Below are 25,890 nucleotides of genomic sequence, written 5' to 3' on the forward strand. Positions count from 1 at the left end.
GCCAGGCCCGCTCACCCTGTCACCGGCCGGTCCGTTCGACGCGCGCCGTCCGGGCGTCCTTGCGGACCTCGAACCGCACCGGGATGCGCTCGGCCAGCGCCGGTACGTGGGTGACCACGCCGACCATCCGGTCGCCCCGGGCGGCCAGGTTCTCCAGGGTGGCGGCCACCGTGTCCAGGGTGGCCACGTCCAGGGTGCCGAAGCCCTCGTCCAGCACGATCGACTCCAGGCTCGCCGCCGTCGTGGACATCCCGGCCAACTGCTCGGAGAGGGCCAGCGCGAGCGCCAGCGACGCCTGGAAGGTCTCACCGCCGCTCAGGGTGCGGACGCCTCGCCGCAGGCCGGCGTCGTGGTGGTCGACCACGAAGAACTCGCCCTTGTCGTGCACCAGGTCGTACTGGTCGCCGGAGAGTTCCCGGAGGATGGCCGAGGCACCGTCGACGAGCAGGTCCAGTGCCTCGGCGAGCAGCCACCGCTCGAAGTTGTTGGCCCGCAGGTGCCCGGCGAGGGCGCGGGCCACCTGCGCCTCGCGCTCGTGGACGGCCCGCTGGTCGCGCAGCCCGGTGGCCTGGTCGCGCCGCTCCACCAGCCGCCGCAGCTCGGCCTCGGCGCGTTCGACGGCGACGGCGGCGTCGCGTACCGGATCGTCCGTGGCCGGCAGCCCGGCGGCGGCGAAGAGGCCGGCGATCCGCTCGCGGACGGCGGCGCTGACGACCTCCGCCTCGGCCACGGCGCCGGCCCGGCCGGCCCGCTGCTCCCGGCGGCGCTCCGCCTCCGCGTCGGCCCACGCGGTGAGCGCGGCCCACGCGGCGGCGACGTCCTCCCGGTCGGGGGCCGGCGGGCCGAACCGGGCAAGCCCGTCCCGAGCCGCGTCGAACGCCCGCCACGCCGTCCGCAACCGCTCCTCGGCGGCGTCGGAGGCGGCGCGGGCCCGGCGGGCGGCGTCGCGCCCGGCCCGGACGGCCGCCGCCGACTCCTCCAACGCCGCACGCAGCCGCGCGTGCTCGGCCAGCTCGCGCCGCAGCACCGCCGGCTCGGCCGCGCCGGCGAGCTGGGCGTCCAGCTCGGCGATCCGGCCGTCGAGCTGGTCGGCGCGGGCGCGGGCCCGCAGCAGCACCCGCTCGAGCTCCCGGGCCGCCGCGTCCCGCTCGCTCACCGCCGCCTCGGCGGCCTTCGTCGCGGCGCGGGCCGCCCGGCCCGCCGCGGTCGCGGCGGCCACCGCCGAGTCGTGCGGCACCGCCGGGACACGGGCCACCGTCTGCTCGCAGACCGGGCAGGCGTCACCGTCGCGCAGGTGCGCCCGCAGCGCCACCGCCTGGTCGGTCGCCTTCGCCTCCTCGTGCGCGCGGAACGCCGCCTCCAGCTCGGCCTCCGCGCGGGCCGCGGCGGCGCGCGCGTCGGCCAGCGCGGCAGCCGCAGCGGCGTGCTCGGCCTCCGCCGCCGTCACCGCCGCGCGGACCGTCGCGGCCTCGCCGACCAGCGTCTCCCGATCGGTGTACGCCTTCAGCTGGAGCCGCAGGGCGCTCTCGTCCCCGGCGGCGGCCAGCTCGCCCCGGAGCTTCTCCTCCCGCTCCTCGGCCAGTGCCACCGCCCTCGCGGCCTCCTCGGCTTCGCCGCGGGCGGTGGTCACCGCGCGAGCCACCTCGGCCACCCCGGCCGGCGCCCGGACCCCGGCCAGCACGGTCAGCTCGGCGTCCAGCGCGGCCAGCGCCGCGGCGGCCTCCCGGGCCGTCGACCGGGCGGCCTCCCACTCCGGTACGGCGGCCGTCACCGCCTCGCCCAGTTCCCGCATCGCGTCCACCCGCGCGGTCGCCACCTCCAGCGTCGCGTCGTCGGTGTCGGCCAGCCCGGCCAGCATCCGGTCGACCGTCTCCAGCTTCGTCTCCGCCCGGGCGGCCCGCTCGGTCGCCTTCTTCTGCACCTCCTCGTAGACCCCGAGGCCGAGCAGGTTGACCAGGATCTGCTGGCGGGTGGCCGGCTTGGCGTGCAGGAAGTCGGCGAACTGCCCCTGCGGCAGCACCACGCAGCTGGTGAACTGCTCGTACGGCAGGCCGACCGCCTCCAGCACCGCGCCGTCCATCTCGGCCGCCGTGCCGGCGACGACCTCGCCCAGGTCCTCCGGGCTGAGCCCGGTGTCCAGCTTGGTGACGTCGAAGCCGGCCGGCATGAGTTGGAGCCCGGCGCCGGCGGTCTTGACGTTGCCCCGACCATCGCGGCGGACCACCCGGGTCGCCACGTAGCGGTCGCCCGCCGACTCGAAGACCAGCCGGACCCGGGCCTCGGTCGCCGACGGGGCCAGCGCGTTGGCGAGACCCCGGGCACCGCCCCAGCGCGGCACGGTGCCGTAGAGCGCGAAGCAGATGGCGTCCAGCACGGTCGACTTCCCCGAGCCGGTCGGGCCGACCAGCACGAAGAAGTCGGCGTCGGTGAAGTCGACGGTGGTCTCGTCGCGGAAGACGGTGAACCCCGCCATGTCCAACCGGATCGGCCGCATCAGTGGTCGACCTCCTCGAAGAGCTCGTCGAAGAGCTCCCGGACGCCGTCGTCGTCGTGCCCCCGGCTGTCCAGGTAGTCGGCGAACAGGTCGCGGGGGGAGCGGCCGGCCCGCTGCGCGACCCGGGTGCCGCTGCCCGGCGCCGGCACCAGCTCCGGGTCGATGCGGATCTCCAGCGCCCGGGGCAGCAGTTCCTGCACCTCCTCGCGTAGGCCGGCGCGCGGCTGCTCGCGCACGAACACGCGCAGCCAGGCGTCCGGCGCGTCGATCTCGGCGAGCTGCGCGAGGGTGCCCCGCACCGTCCGCAGGGCGGCCGCCGCGGTCACCGGCACCTCCCGGACCTGCGCCGCGGTCGTGGCGGTCACCTCGACCAGCGTCACCGAGGGCACGTTCTCCTGCTCGCCGAAGTCGACCGCGAGGGGGCTGCCGCTGTAGCGGATCGGGCACGGCCCCTGCACCCGCTGCGAGCGGTGCAGGTGGCCCAGCGCCACGTAGTGCGCCGTGCCCGGGAAGACCGTGGCCGGGACGGCGTAACCGAGCACGGTGTGCGCGTCCCGCTCGCCCCCGCCGGAGGTCGCGCCCACCACCGTCAGGTGGGCGGTCACCAGGTGCACCCGGTCCGGCTCCGTGAAGCTCTCGGTCAGCCGTCCCAGCACCCGGCCGAGGTGGTCGGCGTACGTCTGGGTGGCCTCGGCGGCGGTCAGCTCGTACATCTCCACGGCGCGGATCGCGTACCGCTGCGAGAGGAACGGCAGCGCGGCCAGCCGCCAGCGCTCCCCGCCGGCGGTGGTGCCGTCGATCACGTGCTCGTCCGGGTTCTCCCGGACGCCGCCGCGCAGGGTGATGCCGGCGGCGTCGGCCCACGGCCGCAGCGCGTCGAGGGCCTGCCCGTTGTCGTGGTTGCCGCCGATGGCGACCACGTCGGCGCCGGTGCGGCGCAGCGCGGTCAGCGCCCGGGTGACCAGCCGGGTGGCCTCCGGTGTCGGTGCGGCGGTGTCGTACAGGTCGCCGGCGACGATCACCAGGTCCGGCTGCTCCCGTCGGGCGACGTCGATCACCCCGGCGAGGACGGCCTTGTGCTCCTCGGCCCGCGACTGGCCCTTGAGGACCTTGCCGACGTGCCAGTCGGAGGTGTGCAGGATCTTCACTGTGCCGGCCTCTCGTTCGCGACTGCGGGGCTCCGCCTCGCCGCACTCCTCGCGCTCATGGCTGGCGGCCCCTAGAACGGGATGTCGTCATCGCTGCCGCCGCCGGAGCCCACGACGGCGAACGGGTCCGCCGAACCGGTGATCGAGCGGAGCGTCTGCGACGGGGCCCGCCCGGCCTCGGAGACCCGGGTGGCCCAGGCCGGGAACGGGAACTCCAGGCAGAGCGGCACCGGGATGTCCGGCTGGTTGACGAACATCGTGCCGGGCTTGGCCAGCAGCGCCCGCTGCCGTTGGGCCGGCGGGAGGAAGCCGTACTCCGGCCGGGACGCCTCGGCCGGATCGAGTCGGCCGACCACCCGGATCGCCGAGTTGGTGACGATCCGCCGCTCCACCTCACTCGCCGTCTGCTGCGCGCCGACCAGGATCACCCCGAGCGAGCGCCCCCGCTCGGCGATGTCGAGCAGCACCTCCTTGATGGGGGAGGAGCCTTCCCGGGGCGCGTACTTGTTGAGCTCGTCGAGCACGACGAAGAGCAGCGGCTTGGCGGTGCCGGACTTCTCCTTGCGCTCGAACTCGGCCTTGAGCGTCACACCCACCACGAAGCGCTGCGCCCGGTCCGGCAGGTTGTGCAGGTCCACCACGGTGACCTGGGCGGACTCGGCGGTGTTGATGCTGTGCGGCCGGCGGGTGGCCAGGTCGCCCCGGATCAGCCGGGACAGGTCCTTCTTGCTGCCGATCAACCGCCGGGCGAACGCGTTGACCGTGCCCAGCCCGACCGCGCTGCCCGCCCATTCGGAGCGGGTCTCGTCGTCGTTGAGCTGCTCCACGATGTGGTCGACCAGATCCGCGTACGACCCCAGGCGCACCCCGTCGAGGCTCACCCCGCCGTCGGCCGGCTGGGCGTGCCGGGCCAGGTGGGCGGCGACCGAGTGCACCACCATCGTGTACTGCTGGCGTTCGTCGTCGGCGTCGGCGAACACGTACGGCAGCAGGCGGTCGGCGCAGAACTCGGCGAGCGTCCAGTAGAAGCTGTCCACGCCGGTGAGGCGGCTGCTCACGTCCGGTGTGCCGGAGGAGTCACCGACCCGGGGCGGCGCGTAGACCCGGACGTCCGGGAAGGCCCCGGCGGCCAGGCCGAGTCGGGCGTACGCCGCGCGGGTCGCGTCGTCGAGGCGGGTGTTCGGGTGGTCGAGGAAGAGCAGGTCCTCGCCCTTGACGTTGAAGATCAACGCCTTGGCGTTGACCGCGTCGCCGCCGAGCACCCCGGAGCGGAAGACCGAGTAGAGCAGGAAGGTGGCGAAACTGGTCTTGGTGGCGACGCCGGAGATACCGGAGATCGACACGTGCGCGCCCCGGCTGCCGTCGAGGAAGTCGGCGTTCAGGTAGACCGGCACCCCGTCGCGGCCCATGCCCATCGGGATGCGCCGCTCCATCCGGTCGAAGTGCAGCGCCCGGGCCCGGGCGTCGCCCGTCGCCCGGTGCACCACCGCACCGGGCGAGGGCGGGACGTACAGCTCCGGGTCGACCCGGGTGGTGGTGATCTCGGCCGCCTCCTGCACCTGGGCCGGCAGGGTGCCGTCGGCGATGGCGAAGACGTCGGAGTCGAACTGGGCACCCTCGTGCCGGGCCCGCACCTGCGTGACCACGCCGGCGATCGTCACCGGCTCACGGTCGGGCAGCTCCCGGCGGGTCACCACGACGTCGTCGAGCTGGAGGTAGCTGCCGGGGGAGACCGCCGTCCAGAACTGCAACGGGGTGGCGTCGGCGGTGCCGAGCACCCGCCCGACCTGCTCGGCCGGGCCGTCGAACGCCTCGTCGGTCATGGGGCAACTCTTTCCGGCTGGTCGTCGCGGGCGGGGCACACGCCCTGCATCCTGCCCGAGACGTACGACAGGCCGCCACGCGACGCGGCGGACGCCACGTGGGTCGCCATCCGCCCTCGCTCTGGGTGACCGTCCTTCGACGTCCCGTGTCCGCGTGATGCACCGATCCGGCCCTCCGGCCGGTCCCGCCCGGGGGATGCTTCGGACAGGCCGACGGCGTGACGGGCGGGAGGACGCGTGGCATCGACGCGGGGTCGACTGGCGGCGCTGCTCGCTCTCGCGGTCGTGCCGGCGATGGCGGAGGCCGTGGTGCTGGTGGCCATCGGGTTCAGGGCGGCGCAACCGCTCGCGCCGCAGGCCACCGCCGTCTGGCCGTACGACTCCTACCATGATCTGCGGTGGCTGTTCGTCTACCACGACTCGTGGACGACCTTCTTCCTCGGCCTGCTGCTCCTGATCCTGCTCCGGGGTCTGCTCTCCGCCGGGCTGACCGCGTTGGCGTGGCCGGACGACGTGCCCCGCCCCTCCCGGCGCTGGCTGGTCCTGCGCAACCTGGAGGTCGCCGCGCTCGCCGCGCTGATCATCTCGCCGTGGGCGGCGCTCGCCGTGGCCTTCTCGGCGGTCGGGCTCTCCTGGTACCTGTTCGCCTCGTTGCTGCCGATGCTGTTGCTGGCACCCTTCCTGCAACGCGCGGGTGTGGTCGCCCACTGGTGGCGCGGGCTGCCCTCGGCGGGGATGTTCGGCTGGTCCCTGCTCAACTTCGCGGTGCTGACCGTCTCGGGCGCCCTGATCGCCAACGCGCCCGGCTGGGCCGTCGTCGTGGTGGCGGGCCTCGCCGGCGTCGGCAACGGGCTGCTGTGGCGGCAGACCGTGCACGCCGCCGCCCAGCCGCGCCGCCTCCGCTGGGCCCGCGTCCCGGTCGCGCCCCTGGCGGTCGTCGCGGTCCTGGTCGGCTCGGTGGTGGCTCAGTCGGTGATCGGCATCGTCGCCGGCGGGGACGGCGAATGGCGTCCGCCCGTCGTCGTCGAACGCCTGCCGGACCAGGTGCCGCACGCGGTGATCGCCATCGCCGGGCACGACTCGAGCTGGGACGGGCGACCGCCGCCCGACCCTCGCGTCGAGCGTTTCTCCTACCGGGGCCTGGACGACCGGCAGCGCCCCCTGCCGTACGACCCGGCGGCCACCCACCGCTCGCTGGACTCCAGCGCGGCGTTGCTCGCGACGCAGGTGGACCTGTTGCACCGGCGGACCGGGCGCCCGGTGGCCCTGCTCGGGGAGAGCGAGGGCGCGATGGTGGCGCGGACGTACCTGGAGAAGTGGCCGGAGGGGCCGGTCGAGGCGGCCATGATGTTCAGTCCGTTGGTCCGGCCGGGGCGGGCCTACTACCCGCCGCCCGGTTACTCCGGATGGGGCGTGGCCACCGGGTGGCAGCTACGCGGCATCACCGCGCTGGCCAACCTGCCGAAAAAGGTGAAGAACAGCCCCGACGAGCCGTTCGTCCGGTCGGTGCTGGTCGACGCGCCGTTCTACCGCAACCGGACGCTCTGCCCGGTGCCCGGCGTACGCATGATCGCCTTCCTGCCCACGGTGAGCGCCGCCGAGGCGCCGCCGGGGGAGTACGCCCGGATCCCGGTCTTCCAGTTGCCCGCCCTGCACGGTGGGGTGCTGCGGCAGCGGGCGGTCCACGACCGGCTGGTCGACTTCCTGACCGGCGACATGACCACCCGACCACGGGAGGAGTACGGCCTGCTCCAGCGGCTGGGCGCCGGCTGGCAGCCGCCCCCGCTGGCGTTGTCCCTCAACCCGGTGTGGGCGGCCGGCCGGGAGGCCGACCCGGCGTTCACCGGACGGATCTGCGAGGCGCGCTGAGAGTGCGCTCAGCCGGGCGGCCGGGGTCGGCGGTACTGGAGCAACAGCCGGACCGCCGCGATGTTGAGGCCGAGCGTCAGGGCCGCCCGCCACGGCGCGAAGGGAAAGATGAGGAGGTCGGTGGTGATCGCTACGGCGGCGGCCACCAGGCCGACGAGCACCGCCCAGCGGCGGCCGGTGAGGACGAGCAGCGCGGCGAGCACCGTCGCCGCGCTGACGCCCGCGTGCGACCACGCCCAGATGGTGATGTCGAGCTCGTAGACGCCCCGCCGGGTGATCAGCGCGAAGGAGTCCCGGCCGGCGTCGGCCAGCGCTCCCAGCAGGTCGAGCAGACCGGCGCCGGCCAGCAGGCCGGCGGCGAGCAGTGGCCGGCGCGTCCCGGCGGGTGGCGCCCCGACGCCGTCGGTCACCCGCGGAGTGCTCATTTCCCCAGGCTAGACGGGCGCGGACCGGGTCGCGTGCGGGTCAGTCGCGCGCGTAACGGAGCATGAGCACGCCGTCGGCGGCGGCCAGGACGTGTCGTAGCGGCAGGTGGCGGACGGCGGCCTCCTCGCCCGCGGTGATTCGGCCCGGCCCGGGCCCGGCGAGCAGCGGGGCGACCGTCAGGCACACCTCGTCGACCAGGTCGGCGGCGGTGAGCCCACCGAACAGGTGTGGGCCGCCCTCGCACAGCAGCTGGTCGAGGCCCCGGCCGCGCAGCTCGGCCAGACCGGCGGTGAGGTCCACCCGGTCGCCGCCGACGCGTACCACGTCCGCGACGTCGGTCAGGCCGGGCGGCGCGGTGGCGTCGGCCCGGGTGAGCACCACCGGCCGCACCGGGGCGTCGGCGAAGGCCGCCTGCCCGGGATCGAGGTCGAGCGAGCCGGAGACCACGACGAGCGTGGGGTACTCGGCCAGGCCGTGCTCGCGGCGCCAGGCGCGCCGGCGTTCGTTGAGCCGGACCGCGCGGTAACCCTCGTGACGCAGGGTCCCGGCGGCGACCACCAGGGCGTCGCAGAGCATCCGCAGCAACCCGAACACCCGCTTGTCCGGCTCGCCCGACAGACCGGCGGAGTAACCGTCGACGGTGACCGCGCCGTCGACGCTGGCCACGAAGTTCACCCGCAGGTGGGGACGGTCGGCGCGGCCGTAGAGAGCGGTGAGCGCGGCGTCGTCCAGCGGCTCCGGCGAGGGGTCGGGCCAGAGCCGCGAGATCGGGATTCCGACGCTCATTCGCTGGCCGGACCGGTGACCGGAGGGGTGGGTCGGGGGGTACGGTGCTGGCAGTCGCACCAGTTCCGACCCCGACAGTCGTCGTGCCGCCTGGCCCGGCACGCTCGGCAGATCATGTTCGCAGCCTAGTTCCCTCAGGAGGGTGGGACCCTATGCCGCGTCAGATCTTCCAGCTGAGGATCTCCCTGACCGGGGTCCGGCCGCCGGTCTGGCGCCGGGTGCTCGTGCCCGGTGGTTACACCCTCGACCGTGTGCACCGGGTGGTGCAGTACGCGGTGGGTTGGCGGGACTGTCACCTGCACTCGTTCGAGATCGACGGCGCCCAGTACGGCGAGCCCGACCCGGACGGCGAGCTGGCCGTGGACGACGAGCTGGACGTCCGGCTGGACGCGGTGGTCGGCAAGGGCAGCCGGTTCCACTACACGTACGACTTCGGTGACTGGTGGGAGCACGACCTGGTGGTGGAGGACGTCTTCACCGCAGACCCGGAGGGGCGCTACCCGTCCTGCGTCGACGGGGAACGGGCCGGCCCGCCCGAGGGCGTCGGCGGGCCGTCCGGCTACCAGCTCCTGCTCGCCGCGCTGGCCGATCCGGGGCATCCCGACCACTGGGACATGCGCGACTGGGTGGGGGACCGCTTCGACCCGGCCGCCTTCGATGGCGGTCCGGTCTCGACGCTGCTGCGTCGCCTCTGCTGAGAATCCACCCGGCGAGCTGTCACCTTCCGGCGGTAACGATCTGGGAACGCTCCCAACGGCCTATTGACACCCCCGATACCCGGCGGCAATCTCATGGGAGCGCTCCCGGCGTGGTGCGGATCACCCACCCACGCCGGCGAGCCACCCGTCGGTACCGGGCTCCGGCCCTCGCCACGGCACCCCCCACCACACCCGACAGACAAGCCTCACCACCGAAAGAGGGGTCAGGATGAGCCTCACCACGCGGCGCACCCGCCTGGCGGCCGTCGCCCTGGCCGCGATCACCGCCGTCAGCGGTCTCGCGGCATGCGGCAGCGACGACGACGCGCCGGCCGCCGGCGAGAAGCCGGCCAAGCTGGTCGTCGACACGTTCGGCGAGTTCGGCTACGACGAGATCGTCAAGCAGTACGAGAAGGACACCGGCATCAAGGTCGAGCTGCGCAAGACCGCCCAGCTCGGCGAGTACCGGCCCAAGCTGGTCCGCTACCTCGCCACCGGCAAGGGCGCGGCCGACGTCGTCGCCCTGGAAGAGGGCATCCTCAACGAGTTCAAGGCCAACCCGCGCAACTGGGCGGACCTCACTCCGCTGGTCGCCGACCACTCCAAGGAGTACCTGCCCTGGAAGTGGGAGCTCGGCAAGGCACCGGACGGTCGGCTGATCGGCCTCCCGACCGACGTCGGCAGTCTCGCCGTCTGCTACCGCAAGGACCTGTTCCAGGCGGCCGGCCTGCCCACCGAGCGGGACCAGGTGTCGGCGCTCTGGGCGGACTGGAAGGGCTTCCACGAGGCCGGCCGCAAGTACAAGCAGGGCAGCGGCGGCAAGGCGTTCATCGACTCGATCACCGCCGTCTCCAACGGAGTTCTCTTCCAGCAGGGCAGCGATCTGTTCTACGACAAGGAGAACAACATCATCGCGGACACCAGCCCCGCGGTGAAGAACGCCTGGGAGACCGCCACCTCGATGGTGGACATCTCCGCCAAGGCGTCCACCTGGTCACCGGAGTGGTCGGGCGGATTCAAGCAGGGCACCTTCGCGGCCACGTTCTGCCCGTCCTGGATGCTCGGCATCGTCTCGGACAACTCCGGTCCGGCCAACAAGGGCAAGTGGGACGTGGCGGCCGTGCCGGGTGGCGGCGGCAACTGGGGTGGCTCGTGGCTCGCGGTTCCGGAGCAGAGCAAGTACCCGAAGGAGGCGGCGAAGCTCGCCGAGTACCTGACCAGCGCCACCAGCCAGGTGGAGGCCTTCAAGGCCAAGGGTCCGCTGCCGACCAACCTGGAGGCGCTGAAGAACGAGGCGTTCCTCAGCTACACCAACGAGTACTTCAGCAACGCGCCGACCGGCAAGATCTTCGGGGACAGCGTCGCCAAGATCCAGCCGATCCACCTGGGTCCGAAGCACCAGGCGGTGAAGGAGAACGCGCTCGAGCCGGCCCTGCGGGCGTTCGAGAACGGGCAGGCCGACAAGGCCAAGGCCTGGGAGCAGTTCACGAAGGACGCCAAGACGCAGGGTGCCTTCTGAGTGATTTCCCTGCCGGTGGCGTTCGGGACCTCCCGGACGCCACCGGTCGGTCCTCTCCGCGTTGCGCCCTGCGCGAGGGCCTCCGGGCCTCGCCGGAAAAGGAAACTCGCATGAGCTTGTCGGCCACGACGGCACCGCCGTCGCCAGCAGCACCGCCGTCCCCCGACGTCCCTCCCCGACGTCGCCGGGGATATCTCCTCACCCGCCTCGACCTCAAGTACTCGCCGTACCTCTACATCGCCCCGTTCTTCCTGATCTTCGGGGCGTTCGGGCTGTACCCGATGGTGCGTACCGCGTGGATGTCCCTGCACGACTGGGACATGATCGGCGACCGGGCGTTCATCGGCTTCGACAACTACACTCGGCTGGCGTCCGACGAGTACTTCTGGAACGCGCTGGTCAACACGATCGGCATCTTCGCCCTGTCGACGATCCCGCAGCTGTTGCTCGCGCTCTTCCTGGCGAATCTGCTCAACCGGACCTTCCTGCGCGCCAAGACCTTCTTCCGGATGGCCATCTTCATGCCGAACGTGGTCTCGGTGGCCGCGGTCGCGATCGTCTTCGGGATGCTGTTCCAGCGGGAGTTCGGCCTGTTCAACTGGCTGCTCGGCCTCGTCGGTGTCGACCCGGTCGACTGGGACGGGCACCGGTGGAGTTCCTGGACCGCCATCGCCTCCATGGTCAACTGGCGGTGGACCGGTTACAACACCCTGATCCTGCTCGCCGGCATGCAGGCGATCCCGAAGGACCTCTACGAGGCCGCGGCGATCGACGGCGCCAGCCAGTGGCGGCAGTTCTGGCGGATCACCCTGCCCATGCTCAAGCCCACCTTCATCTTCGTGGTCATCCTGTCCACGATCGGCGGCATGCAGCTCTTCACCGAGCCCCTGCTCTTCGGCAACGGCAACATCATCGGCGGCAACCAGCGGGAGTTCCAGACGCTGGCCATGTACATGTACGAGATGGGCATCGTGAACCTCAACACGGCGGGCTACGGGGCCGCGGTCGCCTGGGCCATCTTCATGATCATCCTCGTGGTGTCGTTGTTCAACTTCCTACTCGTCCGCCGCTCGGCGAAGTGAGGAGAGATCGATGATCTCGGCTTCCCAGCGCCTGTGGCGCACCAGTCCGCTGACCTACGTGGCGCTCGTCCTGGCGGCGCTGCTGTCGATCTACCCCTTCTACTACATGGTGGTGATCGGCACCCGCAGCCTGGACTCCATCAACGACGTGCCGCCGCCGCTGACCCCCGGTGGAGCGTTCGGTGACAACTTCGGGCGGGTGCTCGACAACGACGCCGCCAACTTCCTCACCGGCATGATGAACTCGATCATCGTCTCCTCGGTGGTCACCCTGTCGGTGGTGCTCACCGGCTCGCTGGCCGGCTTCGCCTTCGCGAAACTGCGGTTCCGGGGGCGGAACATCCTGCTGCTGGCGATCATCGTCACCATGATGATCCCGACCCAGATGGGCCTCATCCCGCTCTGGGGCATGATGCAGGACCTGCGGTGGTACGACACCCTCTACGCCGTCACCGTGCCGTTCCTGGTCAGCGCCTTCGGTGTCTTCATGATGCGGCAGTACGCCAGCCAGGCGATCTCCGACGAGCTGATCGAGGCCGGACGCGTCGACGGCGCGAGCACGTTCCGGATCTACTGGAGCATCGTGCTGCCCGCGCTGCGCCCCGCCGCCGGCGTACTCGGCCTGCTGACCTTCATGGAGACCTGGAACTCGTTCCTCTGGCCGTACGCGGTCCTCTCCCCGGAGAACCCGACCCTCCAGGTCTCGCTCTCCTTCCTCTCGTACGCCTACTACACCGACTACTCCCAGGTGTTCGCCGCCACCGCGGTGGGCACCATTCCCCTGGTGCTCGTTTTTCTCCTGTTCGGCCGCCAGATCATCGGCGGGATCATGGAAGGTGCCGTCAAATCGTGAGCAACCCCGTCCGCCCGCCCGCCGCCGGTGCCCTCGCCGAGCGTCCTCCGCTGACCTTCCCGCCCGGCTTCCTCTGGGGCGCCGCCACCGCGGCGTACCAGATCGAGGGCGCGGCGACCGAGGACGGCCGGACCCCGTCGATCTGGGACACCTTCAGCCACACGCCGGACCGGGTGGTGGGCGGGCACACCGGTGACGTGGCCTGCGACCACTACCACCGGCTGGACTCCGACGTGGCACTGATGGCCGAGCTGGGGCTGAAGTCGTACCGGTTCTCCGTCTCCTGGCCGCGCGTGCAGCCGGGCGGGTCCGGCCCGGCCAACGCCGCCGGCCTGGACTTCTACCGGCGGTTGGTGGACGAGCTGCTGACCCACGGGATCGAGCCGTGGCTCACCCTCTACCACTGGGACCTGCCGCAGCCGCTGGAGGACGCCGGCGGGTGGCCGGCCCGGGACACCGCCGCCCGGTTCGCCGACTACACCGCGCTGGTCGCCGACGCGCTCGGCGACCGAGTGCGGTACTGGACCACGCTCAACGAGCCGTGGTGCTCTGCGTTCCTCGGCTACGGGTCGGGCGTGCACGCGCCGGGCCGCTCCGACGGGGCGGACGCGGTCCGTGCCGGGCACCACCTGATGCTCGGTCACGGCCTCGGCGTGCAGGCGTTGCGGGCCGCCCGCCCGACCGCCGAGGTGGGCGTCACCGTCAACCTCTACCCGGTCACCCCGGCCAGTGACGCGCCCGGCGACGTGGACGCCGCCCGACGCATCGACGGGCTCGCCAACCGGTTCTTCCTCGACCCGCTGCTGCGCGGCGCGTACCCCGCGGACCTGATGGCCGACCTCGCCGGCGTGACCGACTTCGGCCACGTGCGCGACGGTGACCTGGCGACCATCTCCAGCCCGCTGGACCTGGTCGGGATCAACTACTACAGCCGGCACGTGGTGGCCGCCTCGGTCCCGGGCGAGCAGCCCGAGGCGTACTGGCGGGCGCCGTCGTGCTGGCCGGGCAGCGAGGACGTGCGCTTCGTCACCCGGGGCGTACCGGTCACCGACATGAACTGGGAGATCGACGCCCCCGGCCTGACCGAGACGCTGCGGCGGGTCCACGAGGAGTACACCGACCTGCCCCTCTACGTCACGGAGAACGGCTCCGCCTTCGTCGACACGGTGGTGGACGGGGAGGTCGACGACGTCGACCGGCTGGCCTACTTCGACGCCCACCTGCGCGCCTCGCACGAGGCCATCGAGGCGGGCGTGCCCCTGCGTGGCTACTTCGCCTGGTCACTGATGGATAATTTCGAGTGGGCCTGGGGCTACACCAAGCGGTTCGGCATGATCCACGTCGACTACGACAGCCAGGTCCGCACCCCCAAGTCCAGCGCCAGGTGGTACGCCGAGGTGATCCGACGCAACGGTCTGGCCGCACAATAGGCTCGGGCCAGCCATCCGGGCGGTCCCGGTGCCGCACCCCGCGGGGTGGCACCGGGTCCGCCCGACGTCGGAGGAGCAGACGATGACAACGCAGCGCACCCGGTCGCTCGGGCGCCCGACCCTCGACGCGGTCGCCGCCCGCGCCGGTGTAGGGCGGGGCACGGTCTCCCGCGTGGTCAACGGCTCTCCCCAGGTGAGCCCGGAGGCGCGGGCCGCGGTGCAGCAGGCCATCGCCGAGCTGGGCTACGTGCCGAACCGAGCCGCCCGGGCCCTGGTCACCCAGCGCACAGACTCCATCGCCCTGGTGGTGTCCGAGTCGGGCGAACGGGTCTTCACGGAGCCGTTCTTCGCCGGCATCGTCCGGGGCGTCAGCTCCGGACTGCTGGAGACCCCGCTCCAGCTCTGGCTGGCCATGGTGCAGTCCCCGATCGAGCGCGAACGGGTCGAGCACCACCTCACCAACCAGCACGTCGACGGTGTCCTGCTGCTGTCGCTGCACGACGCCGACCCGCTGCCCACCCTGCTGGAGGAGCGTGGCCTGCCCACCGTGCTCGGTGGTCGTCCGGCCCGGATGCTGCGTCCCGGCGCCCAGCCGGCCTGGTTCGTGGACGTGGACAACGTCGGCGGCGCCCGCAACGCGGTGGAGCACCTCGCCGCGCGGGGGCGGCGCCGCATCGCCACCATCGCCGGCCCGCAGGACATGGGCGCCGGCCTGGCGCGGTTGACCGGCTACAAGGAGGCGGTCAAGGCCGCCGGGGGCGGGCTCGACCAGGACCTCATCGCGTACGGGGACTTCAGCGAGGAGAGCGGGGTGGCCGGGATGCGCCGGCTGCTGGAGGCCTGCCCCGACCTGGACGCGGTCTTCGTCGCATCGGACCTGATGGCGTTCGGCGCGCTGCGGACGCTGCGCGAGGCCGGCCGCCGCGTCCCCGACGACGTGGCGGTGATCGGCTTCGACGACGCGCCGATCTCCCGGCAGGCCGATCCGCCGCTGACCACGGTCTTCCAGCCGGTCGAGGAGATGGGCCGGCAGATGGCGCGCCTGCTGGTGAGCCGCATCCGGGGCGAGGAACTGTCCTCCCCGCACCTCCTGCTCGACACCCAGCTCATCGAACGCGCCAGCGCCTGACCCCCCACCCCCACCCCCACCCCCACCCTCGGCGCAGTTTCAGGGAAAGAGTGGCTATTCGACGCGGAATAGCCACTCTTTCGCTGAAACTGCGGACCGGCGCGCTGAGGGAGGGGGTGGGGGAGGGAGAGCGGGGCTGGTCAGGCGGGCGTGGTCCAGCGGCGGAGTTCGCGCTTGGCCAGGGAGGAGCGGTGCACCTCGTCGGGGCCGTCGGCCAGGCGGAGGGTACGAGCGGCGGCCCACAGCCCCGCGAGCGGGGTGTCCTGGCTGACGCCGGCGCCGCCGTACCCCTGGATGGCCTTGTCGACCACCCACTCGGCCATCGCCGGCGTGGCGATCTTGATGGCCTGGATCTCGGTGTGCGCGCCCTTGTTGCCGACGGTGTCCATCAGCCAGGCGGTCTTGAGCACCAGGAGCCGGGCCTGCTCGATGCGGACCCGGGACTCGGCGATCCACTCCCGCACCACGCCCTGCTCGGCGAGCGGCCGGCCGAAGGCGACCCGCTCGGCCGCCCGCCGGCACAGCAGCTCCAGGGCGCGTTCCGCCATGCCGATCAGCCGCATGCAGTGGTGGATGCGGCCGGGACCGAGCCGGGCCTGCGCGATCGCGAAACCGGTGCCCTCCGCGCCGATGAGGTTCTCCGCCGGTACGCGGACGTCGTCGAAGTCGATCTCGGCGTGCCCGCCGTGCGCGGCGTCGGTGTAGCCGAACACCCGCATGCCGCGGCGGACCGTGACGCCGGGGGTGTCCCGGGGGACCAGGACCATGCTCTGCTGGCGGTGCCGGTCCCCGGTCGGGTCGGTCTTGCCCATCACGATGAAGATCTCGCAGGTCGGGTCCATCGCACCGGAGGACCACCACTTGCGCCCGCTGATCACGTACTCGTCACCGTCGCGGGTGATCCGGGTGGCGATGTTGGTCGCGTCGGACGAGGCGACGTCCGGCTCGGTCATGCAGAACGCCGACCGGATCTCGCCCTCCAGCAGCGGCTTCAGCCACCGGTCCCGCTGGGCGTCGGACCCGAACTCGGCGAGCAGTTCCATGTTGCCGGTGTCGGGTGCGGCGCAGTTGAGCGCCTCCGGGGCCAGGTGCGGACTGCGGCCGGTCAGCTCGGCCAGCGGCGCGTACTGGAGGTTGGTGAGCCCGGCACCGTAGCGCCGGTCGGGCAGGAACAGGTTCCACAGGCCCCGCCGGCGCGCCTCGGCCTTCAGCTCGGCCATCACGGCCGGCCGTGCCCACGGGTCGCCGGTCGCCTCGACCTGCTCGGCGTGCACCGGCTCGGCCGGGTACACGCACTCGTCGAGGAAGGCGCTGAGCTGCCCGTGCAGCTCCTCGGTGCGGGTGTCGTACGCGAAGTCCATCACGTCCCCCTGACGGCGTGCAGTCCGTGTGTGACCAGCGGCTCCACCATGTCGCCGATCCGGTCGAAGCCCTCACCCAGCGTCTGGCCGAGCGTGTGCCGGTAGTGGATGCCCTCGCAGATGACCGCGAGCTTGAAGCAGCCGAGCGCGATGTGCCAGTGCAGCGGGCCGACGTCGACGTCGCTGCGGCCGGCGTACCGCTCGATCAGCTGGGCGCCGGCGGGGAAGCCGGCGCGCGGGCCGAGGCCGTCGGCGACCGGGTTGCCGGCGGCGGCGTCGCTGTCGCCGAGCACGTCCCAGTAGGTCAGCAGCAGCCCGAGGTCCGCGAGAGGGTCGCCGAGGGTGGCCATCTCCCAGTCCAGCACGGCCCGTACGGCGACCGGCTCGACGGTGGCGAGCAGGTTGTCCAGGCGGTAGTCGCCGTGCACGATCCGGCCGGCGTTGGCGCCCTCCGGTGCGGTGGCCGCGAGCTGGTCGCGCAGCTCCTCGATGCCCGGCAGGGGACGGCTGCGGGACCGGTCGAGCTGCCCGGCCCAGCGCCGGACCTGCCGGGCGAGGTAGCCCTCGGGGCGGCCGAAGTCGGCCAGCCCGACCTGCGCGGGGTCGACGGTATGCAGCGCGGCGAGGGTGTCCATCATCGCCATGGCCAGGTCGCGGCGCTGGGCGGCGCTGAGCGGGTCGGTCTGACCGCGGCTGCGGAACACCTCGCCGTGGACGCGTTCCATCAGGTAGAACGGCGCTCCGATCACCTCGGCGTCCTCGCACAGCAGCAGCGCGGCCGGCACCGGTACGGCGGTGGGGGCGAGTGCGGAGATCACCCGGAACTCCCGCGCCATGTCGTGCGCGGTGGCCAGCACGTGCCCGAGCGGCGGCCGGCGCAGCACCACCTCCTGCCCGCCCGTCCGGAGGAGGTAGGTGAGGTTGGATTTGCCGCCGGCGATGAGGGTGGCCCGCAGCTCGCCGCCGGCCAGCTCGGGACGGTGCTCCGTCAGGTACGCCGTGAGCCGGTCCAGGTCCAGCCCTCGCGGTGCGGGGGCGGGGGCGTGCGCGTCGAGGGCCGGCTCGGTCATCCGATTAGTTGATGGCAGCTCAGCTTTCTTGTCAAGGTCAGATTTTGCCCCCGGGACATGGCGCTGCAACGGGGACGAAATGGTCACGGGACAGGCTGGTGCCCAGCCTGCCGGCCGCCGTGCCGGCCCGCCGAGCGGAGGATTCACCGATGTTGCTGCGAGTTCGGGTCACCCTGCCGGATCGTCCGGGCACCCTCGGCCAGGTGGCCCGCACCATGGGCGTGTCCGGTGCGGACATCGTCCAGGTGGTGGTGCTGGAACGGCTCGGCGGGCGCGCGGTGGACGACTTCACCGTGGTGTGGCCCGGCGCGGCGCGGGTGGAGCGGCTGCTGGCCGGTCTGGCGGCGATCCCCGGCGTGCGGGTCGACGGGGTGTGGCGGGCGATCGGCGCGCCCACCACGACCGGCCAGGACGCGGAGCTGCTGGCGCAGGTGGCCGGCAACCCGGTCGACGGACTGGTCACCCTGGTCGACGCGGTGCCCGGCCTGCTGGCCGCCGACTGGGCGGTGGCGGCGGTCGTCCCGGTCGACTGGGCGTCCCGCGCAGGGGCGGGCAGCGAGGCGACCGTCGGGCACGCGAGCTGGCGGGCCCCGGTGCCGCCCCGGCTGCCCGAGATCACGCCGCTGCGGGCCCGGGCGATCACCACGGCCGAGGGCGACCACTTCGCGGTCGCGCCGTTCGGTCGGGCGGGCCTGGTCCTGCTGGTGGCGCGGGAGCGCAGCGACACGCTCGCCGCCCCGGCCTTCCACTCCACCGAGGTGGACCGGCTGGCGCAGCTGGTACGGGCCAGCGCGGTGATCCTCGGCGACCGGCTCGACCTGGTGGGCGCCCCGCCGGTGACCACCTGAGCGACGGCCCGTGGCCCGGGTACGCGAGCCCGGGCCACGGGTGTGGCGCAGACCGCACCGGCGGAACCGGACCCGTCACCCTGAGGCAACCGGCCGGCAACAGCCGGCGGCGAGGGTCGTACCCGGGGAAGGGAGACAACCATGACGCTCTGGTGGATCCGGGCGACCGTGGACGACCGACCGGGCTACCTGTCGGTCCTCACCGCGAGCCTGGCGTTGCGTGGGGTCAACATCCTCACCGTGCAGGTGCACACGACCGAACAGGGCGCGGTCGACGATTTCCTGGTCGACGCGCCGGACACCCTCGACGAGGCCGACCTCCTCGCCGCCGTGGAGCGGGGACGGGGCCGGGACTGCTGGGTGGCGCGCAGCGAGGCGCGCGGGCTGGCGGACCAGCCCACCCGGGTGCTCGGTCTGGCCAGCCGCCTGGTCCGGGACCCGGACGGAACCGGGGAGGCCCTGCGCGCGCTGCTCGGCGCGGACACCGTCACCTGGCGGCCGGCCCGGGCCGAGGCGGCGGGGATCTCCGGCACCACCATGGTGCTCGCCGATCCGGGCGGCGGGTCCTACGCGCTGCGACGTGCCGCCCCCGGGTTCACCCCGGCCGAGTACGCGCGGGCGCAGGCCCTGGTCGAGCTGGCGGCCACCGTCGGACGCCGGGCCGTCGAGCACGTCACCCTGGTCCTGCCCGACGGGGCCGAGCTGGGCGTACGGCCGGCGGTCGCCGATGACCTGACCGCTGTGGTGGAGCTGCACCAGCGGTCCTCGACACGCACCCGGCACCGCCGCTACCTGGGCGGTGCGGCCGTACCCGCGCCGGTCCGACTGCGGCGGCTGCTGGAGCCGGCGCGCGGGCTGACCCTACTGGCGACGGCCGCCGGCTCCGACGGGGCGGCGGATCCGGTGGTCGCGATGGCGAACCTGCTGGCCGAGGGCGACGAGGCCGAGGTGGCGCTGCTGGTGCGCGACGACTGGCAGCGGCGGGGGCTCGGCTCGGCGCTGCTGCGCCGGTTGGTCCGGCAGGCCGACATGGCCGGGTACGCGGCTCTGGTGCTGCACGTGCAGGCCGACAACGCGCCGATGCTGCGGACGCTGCGCCGGCTCGGTCGCCCGACGACGGCCGAGCACGACGGCGCGCTGATCACCCTCACTGTCCCGCTCACGACGCCCCACCCCGCAAAGGTGCAAGGAAGGGCCCCCCGTTAACGCCTGCGGTAGAGGAAGGGCCCCTTGTTAACGGCGGCTCGATCGGGCGATGTGGAGCGTTAACAGGGGCCCCCTGCTATGCGGAATGCGTTAACAGGGGGCCCTTCCTTGCACCGCGGCGGTCAGGTGGTGGGGTAGCTGCTGTAGTCGGGGAAGTTGCCGTAGAGCCTTCCGTCGCCGCCGACGGTGACCGCCTGCACCAGCAGGTCGCCACCGACGAAGGCGCCCTTCCACGAGGCGCCCCGGCCGCCGAAGGGTTCGTCCCGGTCCCCCCGGGAGCGCGGCTTGTTGATGCCCACCTTGAACGCCTGCAGGTCGACGGCGAGCTTCGCGGCGAGATCCTCGTCGTCGCAGGCGAGCGACGCGACCAGCGCGCCGTTGGAGGCGTTCATCGCGGCCAGCAGCTCGTCGGTGGTGTCCACCACGACGATGGTGTCGACCGGCCCGAACGGCTCGGCGTGCATCAGGCGGGACCGGCCGGGCGGGGCCAGCAGCACCGACGGCGCCACGTACGCGGAGGTGTCCTGCCCGTCGAGGAAGGGTGCGCCGTCGAGCTTGCCGCGGTGCAGCGGGATCGCGCCGCCGCGTACCGCCTCGTCGACCTTGCGGCGCAGCTCGTCGGCCTTGGCGGCGCTGATCAGCGGACCGAAGTCCAGCTCCGGCAGCGCGTCGCCGGTGGACCAGTCGTCGCCGACGGCGAGCGGGTGTCCGAACCGGACGGAACGCACCACGGGCAGGTACATGTCGAGGAACTCGTCGACGAGGTCCCGCTGCACGACGAAGCGGGGGTACGCGGTACAGCGCTGCTTGCCGTACTCGAAGCCCTTCTTGAGGTGCGCGGCGAGCAGGTCCCACTGGGAGAAGTCCCAGACGCCCCAGGCGTTGAGGCCCTCCTGCTCGATGAAGTGCCGCTTGTCGGTGTCCAGCAGCGCGGCGGCGACCTTCCCGCCGTTGGAGCGCCCGCCGACGAAGGCCACCGCGCCGATCTCGGGAGCCCGGACCAACACTTCGGACAGCTCCTCGCCGCTGCCGGAGACGAGAGCGGCGGGGAGCCCGGCGCGGCGCATGAGCGCGTGCGCCACGGTGAGGCAGACCGCGCCGCCCTGCGACGGGGTCTTGGCGATCACCGCGTTGCCGGCCAGGAGCTGCACGAGTTCGGCGTGCACGAGCACGCTCATCGGGTAGTTCCAGGAGGCGATGTTGCTGACCGGGCCGGGCAGCGGTTCCCGGCCCTCGGCGAGCATCCGGTCGATCTCGTCGACGTACCACCGAACGCCGTCGAGGGCGCGGTCGACGTCGGCGCAGGCGAGCCGCCACGGCTTGCCGATCTCCCAGACCAGCAGCATGGCGAGCAGGTCGCGGTGGGCGGTGAGGGCGTCCACCGCCTCGGTGACCCGGGCCTTGCGTTCGGCGAGGGGCGTCTCCGCCCAGTCCCGGTGCGCGGCGGTGGCGTGCGCCACGGCGGCGCGGGCGGCCCGCGCGTCCAGGCGGGGCAGGTTGACCAGGACGGTGTTGTCCACGGGCGTACGGACGGCACCGGGCGAGCCCACGGCCCGCCACTCGCCCTCGATCAGGTTGTGCAGGGTGGTGACGCCGTCGACCTCGGATCCGAACGCCTCCGGGGTGGCGGCGACCGCGCGGGCGAGAGTGTCCGACCAGGCGGTTCCGTCAGCGAGTCGTAGAGCCATCGCATCCTCCTCAGGGTGGTCCGGGGAGCGGCGGCGTCGATGGCACCGCTGGTGCCGCGTACTGTCGCGTGCCGTGCGACGGGGCGGCAACAGTACGTTCGTATGTCAGGACGCGCAGACCCGTGCGCGAACCGGCGTGCCACACTTTCCGCACCTTACGCACTGCATCTGAGCAGGAAAAACGAACGTTTATAATTGATGTAGATCGATGGTGTGACGTATCTCCGGATGACATGGAGACGGGTTACCCGTCAGTACCGCGCAGCGGCCGTGACCGATTCCGCAGCCATGGTGCGGAGACGGCGAAACGGCCGCCGGGCGACTGCCCGGCGGCCGTTTCAGTGGTACGAGCCGTGATCAGCTGGTGAAGGTGATGCTGTCCCGGCGACGACGCAGCACGGTCAGCGCCACGCCACCACCGATCAGGGCGAGGCCGGTGAGCGCGATGCTGGTGCCGGCGACACCGGTGACCGGCAGGCCTCCGTCGTCCTCGCCGCCGCCACCGCCACCCGGCGTCGGCGTGCCGGAGCCGCCCGGGGTGCTCGGGCTCTCCGAGTCGCCCGGGGTTCCCGGCGTCGTCGGGGCCGGGGTCGTGGGCGTGGGCGTGCCCGGCGTGGGCGTGCCCGGCGTCCCCGGGGTGCCGGTGCCGGCACAGGTGTGGCTCAGGTTGAACTTGGCGGCGGTGCCGCTGACGGTGGCCGTGCCGTCGACCAGCTTCCACCCGGCGGGGGTGAAGACGTAGGCGTGCTTGACCTGGGGGTTTTTGCCGCCGGTGGAGTAGAAGGCGTCCGGGTAGGCGTCCGTGGCGTCCGGCACCTTGACGGTGACCGTGGTGCTGCCGTCGGAGAAGGTCAGCGTCAGGGTCTCGAAGTTGCCGCCCTCCTTCGTGGGGAGGACGAAGTGCCAGCCGTCGTGGTCGGCGGGGCGGTTGGCCATCCGCTCGTCGCCGCACTCCTGCTGGAAGCCGGCTGCGGTCGAGCCCTTGTGGGCGGTGTGGAGCGGGACCGTGCTGGACGCCCACGCGGGAGTCGCGAGGGTGAGGCAGGCCGCGGCGGCGGCAGTGGAAACAGCCGCGCGCACCACGCGCCGACGCTGTGGCATGAGGATTTCCTCCGGGATTGATCGAGGGGACAGCACATGATCGCACGGACGGTCACCGTGCGCGACATCAGATGATCGGCTCTTACTTGGGCTACCTGCGGGTTCATCGAATGCTTCGATGGAATTGGTCACGCTCCGCAGGCGTGTCGGCGTAACGCATTCGGCGGGTGTGACGCTGCGGATGTCGTTCCGAGGGCCGCGGCGCCGTCCACGATGGCCGCCCTTCACAAACGGGTGACGCTCCGATTACATTGTCGCTTATCCATGGGAGCGCTCCCGGTCCATGGTTCACCCCACCACCACCCGCCGCCGGCACGCCGAAGCCCGGCGTCGCCGTCACGCGCCCCACGGCCGGCGAGCCGGCGGCACCACCGACAGGAGCAACCGTCATGCACCAACCGAGACGCCCCTGGCGAACACCGGCCGACCAGCCCTGGCCGCGTCGCCTGCTCGCCGCCGGCGCGGCCCTCGCCGTCGGGCTCACCCTGACCGCCGCACCGGCACCCGTCTCCGCAGCTCCTCCCGCCGCCGCTGCGGCTGCCGCCGCCCCCGCCTTCAACTACGCCGAGGCGCTGCAGAAGTCGCTCTTCTTCTACGAGGCGCAGCAGTCCGGCCGGAAGCCGTCCTGGAACCGCGTCTCCTGGCGGGGCGACTCCGCGCTGACCGACGGCGCCGACGTCGGCCTCGACCTGACCGGCGGCTGGTACGACGCCGGCGACCACGTCAAGTTCGGCTTCCCGATGGCGTTCAGCGCCACCATGCTGGCCTGGGGAGCGGTCGAGTACCGGGACGGCTACGTCGCCTCCGGGCAGCTGCCGCACCTGCTCAACAACCTGCGCTTCGTCAACGACTGGTTCGTCAAGGCGCACCCGGCGCCGAACGTCCTCTACGGACAGGTCGGCAAGGGCGACGACGACCACAAGTGGTGGGGCCCGGCCGAGGTGATGCCGATGGCGCGGCCCGCGTACAAGATCGATGCGAGCTGCGGCGGTGCGGACCTGGCGGGGGAGACGGCGGCCGCGATGGCCGCCTCGTCCATGGTCTTCCGGCCCACCGACGCCGCCTACGCCGACAAGCTGCTCGGCCACGCCCGGCAGCTCTACACGTTCGCCGACACGGTGCGGAAGAGCTACCACGAGTGCATCACCGACGCGACCAGCTTCTACCGCTCCTGGAGCGGGTGGCAGGACGAGCTGGTCTGGGGCGCGATCTGGCTGTACCGGGCCACCGGCGAGGCCAGCTACCTGGCCAAGGCCGAGAGCGAGTACGACAAGCTCGGCAACGAGAACCAGACCACCACCAAGTCCTACAAGTGGACGATCGCCTGGGACAACAAGCAGTACGGCGCGTACGTGCTGCTGGCGCGACTGACCGGCAAGCAGAAGTACCTCGACGACGCCAACCGGTGGCTCGACTACTGGACCGTCGGCGTCAACGGGCAGCGGGTGCCGTACTCGCCCGGCGGGATGGCGGTGCTCGACTCCTGGGGCGCGCTGCGCTACGCCGCGAACACCAGCTTCGTCGCCCTGCTGCACGGTGACCACATCACCGACGCGACCCGCAAGGCGCGGTACGCGGACTTCGCGCTGCGGCAGATCAACTACGCGCTCGGCGACAACCCGCGCAACTCCAGCTACGTCATCGGGTTCGGCGCCAACCCACCGAAGAACCCGCACCACCGCACCGCCCACGGCTCCTGGTGGGACAGCCAGACGGTCCCGGAGGAGACCCGGCACGTGCTCTACGGCGCGCTGGTCGGCGGCCCGTCGTCGGCCAACGACGCCTACAGCGACAGCCGTTCCGACTACGTGATGAACGAGGTCGCCACCGACTACAACGCCGGCTTCACCTCCGCCCTCGCCGGGCTCGTCGCCAAGCACGGCGGCGCCCCGCTCGCCGGCTTCCCGGTCGCCGAGACCCCCGACCGGGACGAGTTGACGGTCGAGACCACGGTGATGCAGGCCGAGCCCCGGGCCACCGGGCTCAAGGCGATCATCTACAACCGGTCCGCCTACCCGGCCCGCGCCCTCACCGACGGGCGCTTCCGCTACTACTTCCGCGCCGAGGGCACGGCCGCCGCGGTGGTCACCCCCGGCTACACCCAGGGCTGCCCGTCGCCGTCCACGGCCCGCCAGGTCTCCGGCGACCTCTGGTACGTCGAGGTCGCCTGCACCGGACACACCATCGCCCCGGCCGGCCAGTCCGCGCACCGGATGGAGGTGCAGTTCAAGATCGGCGTACCGGAGGGTGGCACCTGGGACCCGACCAACGATCCGTCGTACCAGGCGACCGCCGGGCCGAACCGCAAGGTTCCGCTCTACCGCGGTGGCACGCGGGTCTGGGGTGAGGAGCCCGGACCGGCCACTCCCGACACCACCGCGCCCACCGCGCCCGGTACCCCGGTCGCCTCGTCGGTGACGGCGACCGGGCTGACCCTGACCTGGCCGGCCTCCACCGACACCGGCGGCAGTGGACTGGCCGGCTACGAGATCACCCAGGCGCAGGTCGGCAGCGACGCGCTGGTGCTGCTCACCACCTCGACCACCAGCCTCGCCGTCACCGGGCTCACGCCGGAGCGGACGTACCAGTTCTCGGTACGGGCCCGCGACGGTGCCGGCAACCGGTCCACGACCTCGCCGACGGTCTCGGTGACCACGCCGGCCCGACCCGCGCCGGACACCACCGCGCCGACCGCACCGGGCACCCCGACCGCCTCGGCGGTCACCGCCACCGGGCTGACCCTGAGCTGGGCGGCGTCGACCGACAACGTGGGCGTCACCGGCTACCGCGTCCACCGCCGCACCGGCAGCGGTGACGTCCTGGTCGGGTCGCCCACCGGCACCACGCTGGCGGTGACCGGGCTGACCGCATCCACGGCGTACACCTTCCACGTGGTGGCCGTCGACGCGGCCGGCAACACCTCCGCGGCGTCCGCGCCGGTCACCGTCACCACCGCGGACCCGCCGGCCGCCGGCGCCTGCCGGGTGACGTACGCGACCAGCGACTGGAGCACCGGCTTCACCGCGACCATCACGATCACCAACACCGGAACGGCCACCGTCGACGGCTGGACCCTGGCGTTCGCGTTCCCGCTGTCGTCCCAGCGGGTCGGGCAGGGCTGGTCGGCCACGTACGCCCAGACCGGCACGGCGGTGACCGCGACGAACCTGTCCTACAACGGCTCGCTGGCGCCGGGGGCGTCGACGGGCATCGGCTTCAACGGCACCCACACCGGCAGCAACCCGAAGCCGACCAGCTTCACCCTCAACGGCGTCCCCTGCACCGTCGCCTGAGTCTCCGTGTCGAGATCTTGGCGAGTTGCCGTTCCACCCGAACGGCAACTCGCCAAGATTCACGTC

Annotated in this window: 19 protein-coding genes; 10 read left to right on the plus strand and 9 right to left on the minus strand. The window is 72.7% G+C overall.

Annotated features, from left to right (window positions below):
• Positions 1-19 precede the first annotated feature (19 nt).
• From ACTMSW_RS10740 to ACTMSW_RS10750, 3 genes are all read right to left on the minus strand, one after another.
• Positions 20-2,494 carry an AAA family ATPase gene (locus ACTMSW_RS10740; protein ID WP_441180394.1) on the minus strand — a complete coding sequence of 825 codons (2,475 nt, stop codon included), beginning with the start codon at positions 2,492-2,494 and terminating at the stop codon, positions 20-22.
• Positions 2,494-3,642, minus strand: coding sequence for an exonuclease SbcCD subunit D (locus ACTMSW_RS10745; protein ID WP_441180395.1), 1,149 nt, complete (start codon positions 3,640-3,642; stop codon positions 2,494-2,496). Before ACTMSW_RS10745 ends, ACTMSW_RS10740 begins: the two co-directional genes overlap by 1 nt.
• A gap of 71 nt (positions 3,643-3,713) precedes the next feature.
• A complete protein-coding gene (locus tag ACTMSW_RS10750) occupies positions 3,714-5,465 on the minus strand; it encodes an ATP-binding protein (protein ID WP_396713433.1) in 1,752 nt (583 codons plus the stop codon).
• A gap of 294 nt (positions 5,466-5,759) precedes the next feature.
• On the opposite strand from ACTMSW_RS10750, the gene ACTMSW_RS10755 reads away from it, so the two are divergent.
• Entirely contained in the window at positions 5,760-7,334 is a 1,575-nt protein-coding gene (locus tag ACTMSW_RS10755) for a hypothetical protein (protein WP_441180636.1), read from the plus strand.
• Between the two features lie 8 nt (positions 7,335-7,342).
• Here the strand turns inward: ACTMSW_RS10755 and ACTMSW_RS10760 are convergent, their stop codons facing one another.
• Positions 7,343-7,759 (minus strand): DUF7144 family membrane protein, encoded by a 417-nt coding sequence (locus tag ACTMSW_RS10760; protein ID WP_441180396.1) that lies wholly within the window; start codon positions 7,757-7,759, stop codon positions 7,343-7,345.
• Positions 7,760-7,799: 40 nt separating this feature from the next.
• On the minus strand, positions 7,800-8,546 hold the full coding sequence (locus ACTMSW_RS10765; RefSeq protein WP_441180397.1) for a pyrimidine reductase family protein: 747 nt from the start codon (positions 8,544-8,546) through the stop codon (positions 7,800-7,802).
• Positions 8,547-8,698: 152 nt separating this feature from the next.
• Between ACTMSW_RS10765 and ACTMSW_RS10770 the strand changes: the two genes are divergently transcribed.
• The 6 genes from ACTMSW_RS10770 to ACTMSW_RS10795 all read left to right on the plus strand — a co-directional run bounded on the left by ACTMSW_RS10770 (position 8,699) and on the right by ACTMSW_RS10795 (position 15,257).
• Positions 8,699-9,244, plus strand: a complete 546-nt coding sequence (locus tag ACTMSW_RS10770; protein WP_441180398.1) for a plasmid pRiA4b ORF-3 family protein — start codon at positions 8,699-8,701, stop codon at positions 9,242-9,244.
• 229 nt (positions 9,245-9,473) lie between these two features.
• Positions 9,474-10,763 (plus strand): ABC transporter substrate-binding protein, encoded by a 1,290-nt coding sequence (locus tag ACTMSW_RS10775; protein ID WP_441180399.1) that lies wholly within the window; start codon positions 9,474-9,476, stop codon positions 10,761-10,763.
• A gap of 110 nt (positions 10,764-10,873) precedes the next feature.
• Positions 10,874-11,845, plus strand: a complete 972-nt coding sequence (locus tag ACTMSW_RS10780; RefSeq protein ID WP_441180400.1) for a carbohydrate ABC transporter permease — start codon at positions 10,874-10,876, stop codon at positions 11,843-11,845.
• Positions 11,846-11,855: 10 nt separating this feature from the next.
• Positions 11,856-12,698 carry a carbohydrate ABC transporter permease gene (locus tag ACTMSW_RS10785; protein ID WP_441180401.1) on the plus strand — a complete coding sequence of 281 codons (843 nt, stop codon included), beginning with the start codon at positions 11,856-11,858 and terminating at the stop codon, positions 12,696-12,698.
• Positions 12,695-14,128 carry a GH1 family beta-glucosidase gene (locus ACTMSW_RS10790; RefSeq protein WP_441180402.1) on the plus strand — a complete coding sequence of 478 codons (1,434 nt, stop codon included), beginning with the start codon at positions 12,695-12,697 and terminating at the stop codon, positions 14,126-14,128. The genes ACTMSW_RS10785 and ACTMSW_RS10790 overlap by 4 nt, the downstream gene beginning before the upstream one ends.
• Positions 14,129-14,210: 82 nt before the next feature.
• On the plus strand, positions 14,211-15,257 hold the full coding sequence (locus ACTMSW_RS10795; RefSeq protein ID WP_441180403.1) for a LacI family DNA-binding transcriptional regulator: 1,047 nt from the start codon (positions 14,211-14,213) through the stop codon (positions 15,255-15,257).
• A gap of 140 nt (positions 15,258-15,397) precedes the next feature.
• On the opposite strand, the gene ACTMSW_RS10800 is transcribed toward ACTMSW_RS10795, so the two are convergent.
• The gene (locus ACTMSW_RS10800) at positions 15,398-16,618 is read right to left on the minus strand and encodes an acyl-CoA dehydrogenase family protein (RefSeq protein WP_441180404.1); all 1,221 of its coding nucleotides are present in this window, start codon (positions 16,616-16,618) and stop codon (positions 15,398-15,400) included.
• A complete protein-coding gene (locus tag ACTMSW_RS10805) occupies positions 16,618-17,688 on the minus strand; it encodes a phosphotransferase family protein (protein ID WP_441180405.1) in 1,071 nt (356 codons plus the stop codon). Before ACTMSW_RS10805 ends, ACTMSW_RS10800 begins: the two co-directional genes overlap by 1 nt.
• Before the next feature lie 149 nt (positions 17,689-17,837).
• On the opposite strand from ACTMSW_RS10805, the gene ACTMSW_RS10810 reads away from it, so the two are divergent.
• The gene (locus ACTMSW_RS10810; RefSeq protein ID WP_441180406.1) at positions 17,838-18,536 is read left to right on the plus strand and encodes an amino acid-binding protein; all 699 of its coding nucleotides are present in this window, start codon (positions 17,838-17,840) and stop codon (positions 18,534-18,536) included.
• A gap of 141 nt (positions 18,537-18,677) precedes the next feature.
• Entirely contained in the window at positions 18,678-19,742 is a 1,065-nt protein-coding gene (locus ACTMSW_RS10815) for a GNAT family N-acetyltransferase (RefSeq protein ID WP_441180407.1), read from the plus strand.
• 122 nt (positions 19,743-19,864) lie between these two features.
• Here ACTMSW_RS10815 and ACTMSW_RS10820 read toward each other — a convergent pair whose 3' ends face one another.
• Entirely contained in the window at positions 19,865-21,430 is a 1,566-nt protein-coding gene (locus ACTMSW_RS10820; RefSeq protein WP_441180408.1) for an aldehyde dehydrogenase family protein, read from the minus strand.
• Between the two features lie 357 nt (positions 21,431-21,787).
• On the minus strand, positions 21,788-22,531 hold the full coding sequence (locus tag ACTMSW_RS10825; RefSeq protein ID WP_441180409.1) for an LPXTG cell wall anchor domain-containing protein: 744 nt from the start codon (positions 22,529-22,531) through the stop codon (positions 21,788-21,790).
• 389 nt (positions 22,532-22,920) lie between these two features.
• On the opposite strand from ACTMSW_RS10825, the gene ACTMSW_RS10830 reads away from it, so the two are divergent.
• Positions 22,921-25,824 carry a glycoside hydrolase family 9 protein gene (locus ACTMSW_RS10830; protein WP_441180410.1) on the plus strand — a complete coding sequence of 968 codons (2,904 nt, stop codon included), beginning with the start codon at positions 22,921-22,923 and terminating at the stop codon, positions 25,822-25,824.
• Positions 25,825-25,890: the final 66 nt, after the last annotated feature.

It is taken from the genome of Micromonospora sp. BQ11, from assembly GCF_052068135.1.
Lineage (GTDB): Bacteria > Actinomycetota > Actinomycetes > Mycobacteriales > Micromonosporaceae > Micromonospora.

What these genes read in the sequence shown, in the direction of transcription:
- ACTMSW_RS10740 (WP_441180394.1), bottom strand. Translation starts at nt 2,494, where the DNA reads ATGCGGCCGATCCGGTTGGACATGGCGGGGTTCACCGTCTTCCGCGAC.
- ACTMSW_RS10750 (WP_396713433.1), bottom strand. Translation starts at nt 5,465, where the DNA reads ATGACCGACGAGGCGTTCGACGGCCCGGCCGAGCAGGTCGGGCGGGTG.
- ACTMSW_RS10755 (WP_441180636.1), top strand. Translation starts at nt 5,760, where the DNA reads ATGGCGGAGGCCGTGGTGCTGGTGGCCATCGGGTTCAGGGCGGCGCAA.
- ACTMSW_RS10760 (WP_441180396.1), bottom strand. Translation starts at nt 7,759, where the DNA reads ATGAGCACTCCGCGGGTGACCGACGGCGTCGGGGCGCCACCCGCCGGG.
- ACTMSW_RS10765 (WP_441180397.1), bottom strand. Translation starts at nt 8,546, where the DNA reads ATGAGCGTCGGAATCCCGATCTCGCGGCTCTGGCCCGACCCCTCGCCG.
- ACTMSW_RS10770 (WP_441180398.1), top strand. Translation starts at nt 8,699, where the DNA reads ATGCCGCGTCAGATCTTCCAGCTGAGGATCTCCCTGACCGGGGTCCGG.
- ACTMSW_RS10775 (WP_441180399.1), top strand. Translation starts at nt 9,474, where the DNA reads ATGAGCCTCACCACGCGGCGCACCCGCCTGGCGGCCGTCGCCCTGGCC.
- ACTMSW_RS10780 (WP_441180400.1), top strand. Translation starts at nt 10,874, where the DNA reads ATGAGCTTGTCGGCCACGACGGCACCGCCGTCGCCAGCAGCACCGCCG.
- ACTMSW_RS10785 (WP_441180401.1), top strand. Translation starts at nt 11,856, where the DNA reads ATGATCTCGGCTTCCCAGCGCCTGTGGCGCACCAGTCCGCTGACCTAC.
- ACTMSW_RS10795 (WP_441180403.1), top strand. Translation starts at nt 14,211, where the DNA reads ATGACAACGCAGCGCACCCGGTCGCTCGGGCGCCCGACCCTCGACGCG.
- ACTMSW_RS10800 (WP_441180404.1), bottom strand. Translation starts at nt 16,618, where the DNA reads ATGGACTTCGCGTACGACACCCGCACCGAGGAGCTGCACGGGCAGCTC.
- ACTMSW_RS10805 (WP_441180405.1), bottom strand. Translation starts at nt 17,688, where the DNA reads ATGACCGAGCCGGCCCTCGACGCGCACGCCCCCGCCCCCGCACCGCGA.
- ACTMSW_RS10810 (WP_441180406.1), top strand. Translation starts at nt 17,838, where the DNA reads ATGTTGCTGCGAGTTCGGGTCACCCTGCCGGATCGTCCGGGCACCCTC.
- ACTMSW_RS10815 (WP_441180407.1), top strand. Translation starts at nt 18,678, where the DNA reads ATGACGCTCTGGTGGATCCGGGCGACCGTGGACGACCGACCGGGCTAC.
- ACTMSW_RS10820 (WP_441180408.1), bottom strand. Translation starts at nt 21,430, where the DNA reads ATGGCTCTACGACTCGCTGACGGAACCGCCTGGTCGGACACTCTCGCC.
- ACTMSW_RS10825 (WP_441180409.1), bottom strand. Translation starts at nt 22,531, where the DNA reads ATGCCACAGCGTCGGCGCGTGGTGCGCGCGGCTGTTTCCACTGCCGCC.
- ACTMSW_RS10830 (WP_441180410.1), top strand. Translation starts at nt 22,921, where the DNA reads ATGCACCAACCGAGACGCCCCTGGCGAACACCGGCCGACCAGCCCTGG.